The sequence below is a fragment of the Pseudomonas sp. NBRC 111138 genome, assembly GCF_001320835.1.
In the GTDB taxonomy this organism is placed as follows: domain Bacteria; phylum Pseudomonadota; class Gammaproteobacteria; order Pseudomonadales; family Pseudomonadaceae; genus Aquipseudomonas; species Aquipseudomonas paracarnis.
The window spans coordinates 78,059-86,355 of sequence record NZ_BCBO01000029.1; the positions used below are offsets into that span (position 1 = coordinate 78,059).

The 8,297-nt window shown below is 59.9% G+C and carries 10 protein-coding genes; 1 reads left to right on the forward strand and 9 read right to left on the reverse strand.

The window, feature by feature from the left end; genetic code table 11:
* Positions 1–120 precede the first annotated feature (120 nt).
* On the forward strand, positions 121–1,035 hold the full coding sequence (locus APH41_RS05605) for a LysR family transcriptional regulator (protein ID WP_034125949.1): 915 nt from the start codon (positions 121–123) through the stop codon (positions 1,033–1,035).
* Here the strand turns inward: APH41_RS05605 and APH41_RS05610 are convergent.
* From APH41_RS05610 to APH41_RS05650, 9 genes are all read right to left on the reverse strand, one after another.
* Positions 1,026–1,511, reverse strand: coding sequence for a DoxX family protein (locus APH41_RS05610; RefSeq protein WP_034125950.1), 486 nt, complete (start codon positions 1,509–1,511; stop codon positions 1,026–1,028). The genes APH41_RS05605 and APH41_RS05610 overlap by 10 nt on opposite strands.
* Positions 1,508–2,284, reverse strand: coding sequence for a DUF2063 domain-containing protein (locus tag APH41_RS05615; RefSeq protein ID WP_054917913.1), 777 nt, complete (start codon positions 2,282–2,284; stop codon positions 1,508–1,510). Before APH41_RS05615 ends, APH41_RS05610 begins: the two co-directional genes overlap by 4 nt.
* Positions 2,281–3,159: a DUF692 domain-containing protein gene (locus APH41_RS05620; RefSeq protein WP_054917909.1), complete on the reverse strand. Its 879-nt coding sequence runs from the start codon at positions 3,157–3,159 to the stop codon at positions 2,281–2,283. Before APH41_RS05620 ends, APH41_RS05615 begins: the two co-directional genes overlap by 4 nt.
* 22 nt (positions 3,160–3,181) lie before the next feature.
* Positions 3,182–3,478: a DUF2282 domain-containing protein gene (locus APH41_RS05625; protein WP_034125953.1), complete on the reverse strand. Its 297-nt coding sequence runs from the start codon at positions 3,476–3,478 to the stop codon at positions 3,182–3,184.
* 258 nt (positions 3,479–3,736) lie between these two features.
* Positions 3,737–4,438 (reverse strand): ABC transporter ATP-binding protein, encoded by a 702-nt coding sequence (locus tag APH41_RS05630; RefSeq protein WP_003193540.1) that lies wholly within the window; start codon positions 4,436–4,438, stop codon positions 3,737–3,739.
* Between the two features lies 1 nt (position 4,439).
* On the reverse strand, positions 4,440–5,207 hold the full coding sequence (gene livG, locus APH41_RS05635; protein WP_003193538.1) for a high-affinity branched-chain amino acid ABC transporter ATP-binding protein LivG: 768 nt from the start codon (positions 5,205–5,207) through the stop codon (positions 4,440–4,442).
* The gene (locus APH41_RS05640) at positions 5,204–6,457 is read right to left on the reverse strand and encodes a high-affinity branched-chain amino acid ABC transporter permease LivM (RefSeq protein ID WP_034125955.1); all 1,254 of its coding nucleotides are present in this window, start codon (positions 6,455–6,457) and stop codon (positions 5,204–5,206) included. The genes livG and APH41_RS05640 overlap by 4 nt, the downstream gene beginning before the upstream one ends.
* The gene (gene livH / locus APH41_RS05645) at positions 6,454–7,377 is read right to left on the reverse strand and encodes a high-affinity branched-chain amino acid ABC transporter permease LivH (protein WP_003193535.1); all 924 of its coding nucleotides are present in this window, start codon (positions 7,375–7,377) and stop codon (positions 6,454–6,456) included. Before livH ends, APH41_RS05640 begins: the two co-directional genes overlap by 4 nt.
* 227 nt (positions 7,378–7,604) lie before the next feature.
* A partial coding sequence (locus APH41_RS05650; RefSeq protein ID WP_156359030.1) for an ABC transporter substrate-binding protein occupies positions 7,605–8,297 on the reverse strand: 693 nt, incomplete at its 5' end.

Sequence of the window (8,297 nt, forward strand, 5' to 3'; positions counted from 1 at the left end):
ACGTTCTTCGCGAGCAAGCTCGCTCCTACAGGGGTTGGGATTTGCGTTCAGTCTAGTGTGGCTTTTTAATTGGATAAACGTGCTAATAGGCAACCTTTGGTTTTCAAATGGAAACAGTCCATGAGCGAAATGGATGACCTGGCGGCGTTCGCCGTGCTGATCGAAGCCGGCAGTTTCACCGTGGCGGCCGCACAATTGGGCTGCAGCAAAGGGCAGTTGTCCAAGCGCATCAGCCAGTTGGAAGCGCAGTTTGCCGTGGTTTTGCTGCACCGCACCACGCGCAAGCTGAGCCTGACTGCTGCCGGCGCGGCGTTGCTGCCCCAGGCACAAGCATTGGTGGTGCAGGTGGAACGCGCCCGCCAGGCATTGGCGCGGCTCAAAGATGATTTGGCTGGCCCTGTGCGTATGACCGTTCCAGTGTCGTTGGGTGAAACCTTCTTCGATGGCTTGCTGCTGGAGTTCTCCAAGCAATACCCGCAGGTGCAGATCGAGCTGGAGCTCAATAACAACTACCGAGACTTGGCACGGGATGGTTTTGACTTGGGGGTACGGTCGGGCGCCATCGAACATGAACGCTTGGTGGCTAAACCTTTGCTGGCCTGGCATGAGATGACCTGCGCCAGCCCGGCTTATCTGGAACAGCATGGCGAGCCGCAGACCCCAGCGGACCTGGCGGCGCACAGCTGTTTGCTCAACAGTCATTACAGTGGCCGCGAGGAGTGGTTGTACCACCAGCAACACGAATTGCTGCGGGTAAAGGTGAGCGGCACCTTCGCCTCCAACCACTACAACCTGTTGAAAAAAGCGGCGTTGGTCGGCGCCGGTATTGCCCGCCTGCCGTCCTACGTTCTACCCACGGAGCTGGCTGACGGCCGATTGCGCTGGCTGCTGCGCGATTATCAGACACGCAGCATGCCGATGTACTTGGTGCATCCCTACCAGGGCGGTTTGCCTCGGCGTACCCAGGTGTTGGCCGACTACCTGGTGGACTGGTTCAAGCGCAGCGGCGAAGCGCTGGATCGGCTTCAGCGATAACGACGGGCAATCAGGTGGTCGATGGACAGGCACCCGGGGCCTTTGGCAAGCAACAACAATAACAGCGCAAGCCAGGTGCCGTGAGTGGGGTAGGCGTCAGGGTAGACGAACAGCTGGATGGTCAAGGTCATGCCTATCAAGGCCAGGGCCGAGAAGCGCGTGGCGAACCCCAGCAGAATCAATACCGGAAAAAAGTGCTCGGCAAAGGTTGCCAGGTGCGCGGCCACCTCTGGCGACAGCAGAGGCAATTGGTATTCGCTGCGAAACAAAAAGAGCGTCGAGGCGGCGAGTTTGGGCTCACCCCATTGGAAGGTGCCGCTGATCAGGTCAATGGCAAAGCCTTCGACCTTGGTCTGGCCAGACTTCCAGAACACCGCAGCAATGGAGAAGCGCGCGATAAAGGCGATCAGGCTGTAGGGGATTTTTTCAAACAGTGCGACGGTTCGTTTTACCAGGCAGGGAGCGGGAAAGTTCATGGCGATACCTCTGGTTGCAGATGCAAATGGGTGATGGCGTCGTGGCTGATCAACAGCGTGAGACATAGGTGCAAGTCGAATTCGTCAGAGGCTTTCAGGGCATCAGCTATGGCCATTTCCAGCCCTGCGCCTTGGTTGAGTCGGTTGATAAAGGTCACAGACCCGCGGTCGATGGCGAATACCTTGACCACCAACCCTTGGCGCAAGACCAGCCCGCCTTGGGCATGCCAGGGGTTCAAGCTGGCGATGGCCCCGTCGGCCTGGTGCGCCGCCCAAACCGATACCACCGCGTAGGACGATTCCAGCGTGGCAAGTGACGGATGCAGTCCTACACGCAGTTGCCCCAGTTGTGCGCAACCTTGCAGTTGCCGAAGTACGCTGTGCTGATCCAGAACCTGGCAATCCGCCGCGTGATAAGCGCGGACCCTCAAGCGCTCCAGCCGGGCGACATCGGCCAGGTAGGGCACGCTCCAGGCTGGTTCGAAACCCTGGATAAAGTCAGCGAACGTGCCGCCGTACTCACTGATCAAGGGGCTGGTGGGCGGGTGGGCCTGGGCATACAGACCGGCCATGGCGCGGAAAAACTCATCGCCGACCAGTTGCCGCGCCACCGGGTAGGCGGCTGCCAAAGCATTGATCAAAGCGCTATGGACATTGTTTCGATACACCGCAAAGCGGCTCGCCGGTTCAGCACCGTTGCTGCTGAACACGCCCTCGGGGCAGGTTACTTGCGGGGCCAGTAAAGCCTCTGCGAATGTTTGCTGAATGCTCATCGGGCCACCGGCGACAAATACCATTCGGCCTGCCGGGCCTCTGCTTGCAACACGCTGAACGCGGGCACCTGGTTATCCCGCTCGATCAGCGTCGCCACCGCTCCGGTCCGCGCCAGTACCTGTGCGTAAAGCTGCCACACGGCGTTATCGATCGGCGCGCCGTGGTCATCAATCAGCAGGCGGTCGCCCAGGCTGTCGGTGTCTTCGGCAAAACCGGCCAGATGAATCTCACCCACTGCGTGCAATGGCAAGGCATCGATGTAGGTCAGCGGGTCGCGCTGATGATTGATGCAGGACACGTAGACGTTGTTGACGTCGAGCAGCAGGCCGCAACCGGTACGGCGGACTATCTGGCTGATGAAGTCGGTTTCGTCCAGGGTAGAGCGCTGGAACTGCAGGTAAGTGGAGGGGTTTTCCAACAGCATCGGCCGCTTGAGCGTGCTCTGTACCTGATCCACGTGTTCGCATACCCGCTCCAGGGTGCAGGCGTCGTAGGCCAGGGGCAGCAAGTCGTTGAGAAACACCGGGCCGTGGCTGGACCAGGCCAGGTGTTCGGAAAAAGACTGGGGTTGATAGCGTTCGATCAGCGTGGCCAGGCGTGCCAGGTGCTCGCGATCCAAGGGGGCTTCGCCGCCGATGGACAGGCCGACGCCGTGCAGTGACAGGGGGTACTGCGCACGAATCAACCCCAGGTAGTGATGAAACGGGCCGCCGGCCACCATGTAGTTTTCGGCGTGTACTTCGAAAAAACCGATGTCGGGGCGGGTCTCGAGAACCTCGCTGAAGTGCTCGGTCTTGAGCCCCAGCCCGGCCCGATAGGGGAGGCCGGGCACCTGAGCCGGTGAGACCGCGTGTTGGGCTGTAGGCGTCATCATCAGTACTCAGGCTGCGCGGGGTTCAGGATTTGGCGGTGAAGGCCGCTTCCTGGCCAAAACCGGTCGGCGAGGTGGTGCTTGGGGTCTTGGTGCAAGTGCCGGCGGGTACCAGCTTCCAGGCATTGGCCTGGTCTTTGGTTTTGGAGGTGCCAGCGCACGACGTACCGGCGCCCGCGGCGCAGTCATTCTTGCCGGCTTCAGCCACGCCGAAGCATTTCTGCATGTCGTCGGCCGCGTGGGCGGTGGTGGTCAGGGCGGACAGGCTCAGGGCAGAACCAAGGGCCAGAACGAGGGTGGCGGCGGACAGTTTGGTGGTCATGGTGTGTCTCCAGCAGTGGTTGAATGCGCAGGCTTGATTGCCTGCATGCACCACTAGAGAAAGGGGGAGGGAATTCGTTACAAAGCCATCGAAAAAAACTGCAAAACAACACCTATTTAATGGCTTATACAAAGAAAATGTGGGAGTCGGGCTTGCCCGCGATGCAAACGCCTCGGTTCTTCAGATACACCGGGGTGATGCTATCGCAGGCAAGCCAGCTCCCACACAAGCCAGCTCCCATTTAGAACTTGCTCTTTCTTAGCCGCCGAGGTACGCCTCCCGCACCTTCGGATCGGTCAGCAATTGCTCACCCGTACCTTGCATCACCACCCGGCCATTCTCCAGCACATAGGCACGGTCAGCGATTTTCAGCGCCTGGTTCGCGTTCTGCTCCACCAAAAACACCGTCACACCGTCCTTGCGCAGCTGTTCAATGATGTCGAAGATCTGCTGGATGATGATCGGTGCCAGGCCCAGGGAAGGCTCGTCCAGCAACAACAGCTTGGGCTTGCTCATCAGCGCCCGGCCGATGGCAAGCATTTGCTGCTCGCCGCCGGACATGGTGCCGCCGCGCTGGCTGAAGCGTTCCTTGAGACGGGGGAACAGGTGCAGCACCTTGTCCATCTGCTCCTGGTAATCGCCCTTGTCGGTAAAGAATCCACCCATGGCCAGGTTCTCTTCCACGGTCAGGCGCGAGAACACCCGACGGCCTTCGGGCACCACCGCAATGCTCTTGCGCATGATCTCGGCGGAGTGCTTGCCCACCAGTTCTTCACCCATGTAGCGGATGCTGCCACTGTAGGCTTGCGGCGAACCGCACAAGGTCATCAGCAAGGTCGATTTGCCGGCACCGTTGGCGCCGATCAGGGTGACAATCTCACCCTGGCGCACTTCCACATTGACGCTGTGCAGGGCCTGGATCTTGCCGTAGAAAGTGGAAACGTTTTCGAATTGCAGCATTTTACGCTTCCCCCAAGTAGGCTTTGATCACTTCAGGATTGTCGCGGATCTGCTCCGGCGTCCCGTTGGCCAGCGGCGTGCCCTGGTTGATCACCACGATATGGTCGGAGATGCTCATGACCAGTTTCATGTCGTGTTCGATCAACAGCACCGTGGCGTTGTTTTCCTCACGCAGCACACTGATCAGCGCCTTGAGGTCTTCGGTTTCCTTGGGGTTCAGGCCCGCGGCAGGTTCGTCGAGCATCAGGATGCGCGGGCGGGTCATCATGCAGCGGGCGATTTCCAGGCGACGTTGCTGGCCGTAGGCGAGGGTGCCTGCCGGGCGGTTGGCGAACTCGGTCAGGTTGACCTTGTCCAGCCAGTACGCCGCGTATTCCATGGCCTCGCGTTCGCTCTTGCGGAACGCCGGGGTCTTGAACAGGCCAGCGAAGAAGTTGGTGTTCAAGTGACGGTGCTGGGCGATCAACAGGTTCTCGACCGCCGTCATGTCCTTGAACAACCGCACGTTCTGGAAGGTACGCACCACGCCTTTGCGGGCGATTTCGTGGCCGGCCAGGCCCTGTATGGGTTGGCCGTCCAGCAGGATGCTGCCACCGCTCGGCTTGTAGAAACCGGTGAGGCAGTTGAACACCGTGGTCTTGCCGGCGCCGTTGGGGCCGATCAGCGCTACCACTTGTTTCTCTTTGACGGTCAGGGCCACGCCATTGACCGCCAGCAAACCGCCGAAGCGCATGCTCAGGTTTTCGACTTTCAGGATCTCGCGGCTCATTTGCGCAGCTCCATGTGTGGACGTTGCATGGGCAGCAGGCCTTGAGGGCGCCAGATCATCATCAGCACCATCATGGCGCCGAACATCAACATGCGGTATTCGCTGAACTCACGCATCATTTCCGGCAGCAGGATCATCACGATGGCCGCCAGGATCACGCCCAGTTGCGAGCCCATGCCACCCAGTACCACGATGGCGAGAATGATCGCCGACTCGATAAAGGTGAACGATTCCGGCGTCACCAGGCCTTGGCGAGCGGCGAAGAAGCTGCCGGCAAAACCGGCGAATGCAGCGCCCAGGGTGAATGCGGAAAGCTTGATGATGGTCGGGTTCAGGCCCAGGGCACGGCAGGCGATTTCATCTTCGCGCAGCGCTTCCCACGCACGGCCGATGGGCATGCGCAGCAGGCGGTTGATCACGAACAGTGCCGCCAACGCCAAAAGCAGCGCCACCAGGTACAGGAACACCACTTTGCTCACCGGGTTGTAGGCAATCCCGAAGTACTCGTGGAAGGTCTGCATGCCTTCGGCGGCGGTGCGGTCGAACGACAGCCCGAAGAACGTCGGCTTGGGAATGCTGCTGATACCGTTGGGGCCACCGGTGATATCGGTGAGGTTACGCAGGAACAGGCGAATGATTTCGCCGAAGCCCAGGGTCACGATGGCCAGGTAGTCACCGCGCAGGCGCAGCACCGGGAAGCCCAGCAGGAAGCCGAACGTGGCCGCCGCCATACCCGCCAATGGCAGGCAGATCCAGAAGCTCCAGCCCAGGTAATGCGAGAGCAGCGCGTAGGTATAGGCACCCACGGCGTAGAAGCCCACATAACCCAGGTCGAGCAGGCCTGCCAGGCCCACCACGATGTTCAGGCCCAGGCCCAGCAACACGTAGATCAGGATCAGCGTGGCAATGTCGACCGCGCCGCGCGAGCCGAAGAACGGCCAGATCAGCGCCGCGATGATCAACCCGATGATGATGTAGCGCTGGGTGCGCGGCAGCGTCAGAAATTGGCTGACCTTGGGCGACACCAACGGGCCACGGTTGCCCTTGAACAAGGCACCGACCTGCTGGGTGAACAGTACACGCAGGAACATCAGCACCGAACACAGGGCGATGACGGTCAGGGTCACTGGCCCGGTGCCGTGCACCTCCAGGTTGATGCCCACAATGCTCAGCTTGAGGCCGAGTACCGGGAAGGCCACGGCCCACACCAGCAAGGCGCTGAAAAACGCCGATTTAAGATATCTGCTCATACTTTCTCAACCTCCGGACGGCCCAGGATGCCGGTCGGACGGAACAACAACACCAGAACCAACAGGCCGAACGCGACGACGTCCTTGTACTGGTCACCGAAGATATCGGCGCCAAAGGCTTCGGCCACACCCAGCACCAGCCCGCCGAGCATGGCGCCCGGAATGCTGCCGATGCCGCCCAATACCGCTGCGGTAAAGGCCTTGAGGCCCACCAGGAAACCGGCGTTGGGGTTGATCACGCCGTATTGCATGCTCAGCAACACGGCCGCCACGGCCGCCAGCGCAGCACCAATGACGAAGGTCAGGGCGATGATGTTGTTGGTGTTGATGCCCAGCAGGTTGGCCATCTTGATGTCTTCGGCGCAGGCCCGGCAGGCGCGCCCCAGACGGGAGCGGGAGATGAACAGCGTCAGGCCCAGCATGGCCACCAGGGTGACCACGAAAACCAGAATCTGCATGTACGAAATCAGCACTTCTTGTGCGCCACCCGGGCCGAAGGAGATGCTCCCCGGAATCAGGTTGGGAATGGACTTGTCCTTGGAGTCCTGGGACAGCAATACGGTGTTCTGCAGGAAAATCGACATGCCGATCGCGGAAATCAGCGGGATCAAACGGTTGCTGCCCCGCAGGGGGCGGTAGGCAACCCGCTCGATGCTGTAGCCATAGGCACTGGTTACGATGATCGACGCCAGGAACGCAGCGGTCATCAATAGCGGCAGGGAGTGGATCCCCATCATGGCCAGCCCGGCAAGGGCAATGAAGGCCACGTAGGAACCAATCATGTACACCTCGCCATGGGCGAAGTTGATCATTCCAATGATGCCGTAAACCATTGTGTAGCCAATGGCTATCAAGGCATAGGTGCTGCCAATGGTCAGGCCATTAACCAGCTGTTGGAAAAAATGATAGATCTCAGGCATTACAGCGCTCCTAAAAACCCGATACGCATTTCACTGGTGGAGTCATTTCCGGCTCGGTGCCCTGTTCTGTGACCAGGTTGCACAAAGCGTTTGCCAGCGAACCGCTGGTGACGGTTTTAAGATTTTCAGGTGAGCCAGCGCCCGGATCGCGGGTGACATGGCCCATAAACCTCGTAAAACAAAGCCCACTGCTTGCACAGTGGGCTTGTTGACCAGTAACGCCTGGCTTACTGAGGGGAAACTTCGGTTTTTGGTTTACCGAAGTGCCATTCGTAGACCACGAACTTGAAGTCCTTCAGGTCGCCCTTGGCGTCGAAGCTCAGATCGCCGGTAGGGGTCTTGAAGGTACCCGCGTGGATGGCCTCGGCCACTTTGGCGGTGTCTTCGCTCTTCGCGGCAGCGATACCGCCGGCGATGACTTCAACTGCCGAGTACGCCGGGAATACGAACGGACCGGTTGGGTCCTGTTTGTTCTTGGCGAACTCTTCAACGATGGCTTTGTTGGCAGGGTCGGTGTCGAAGGATTTCGGCAGGGTCACCAGCAGGCCTTCGGAAGCGCCCTGGGCGATTTGCGAGATAGAGTCGTTACCCACGCCCTCTGGGCCCATGAATTTGGCGTTCAGGCCTTTTTCCTTGGCTTGGCGCAGGATCAGGCCCAGCTCAGGGTGGTAACCGCCGTAGTAGACGAAGTCGACGTTGGCTTGCTTGAGTTTCTGGATGATCGAGGAGAAGTCTTTGTCACCGGCGTTCAGGCCTTCGAAGACGGCAACCTTGGTGCCTTTTTCTTCAAGGGTCTTCTTCACGGCGCTGGCAATACCTTCACCGTATTGCTGCTTGTCGTGCAGGACGGCAACGATTTTCGGCTTCACGTGGTCGGCGATGTAGTTGCCGGCCGCTGGGCCTTGCGCGCTGTCCAGGCC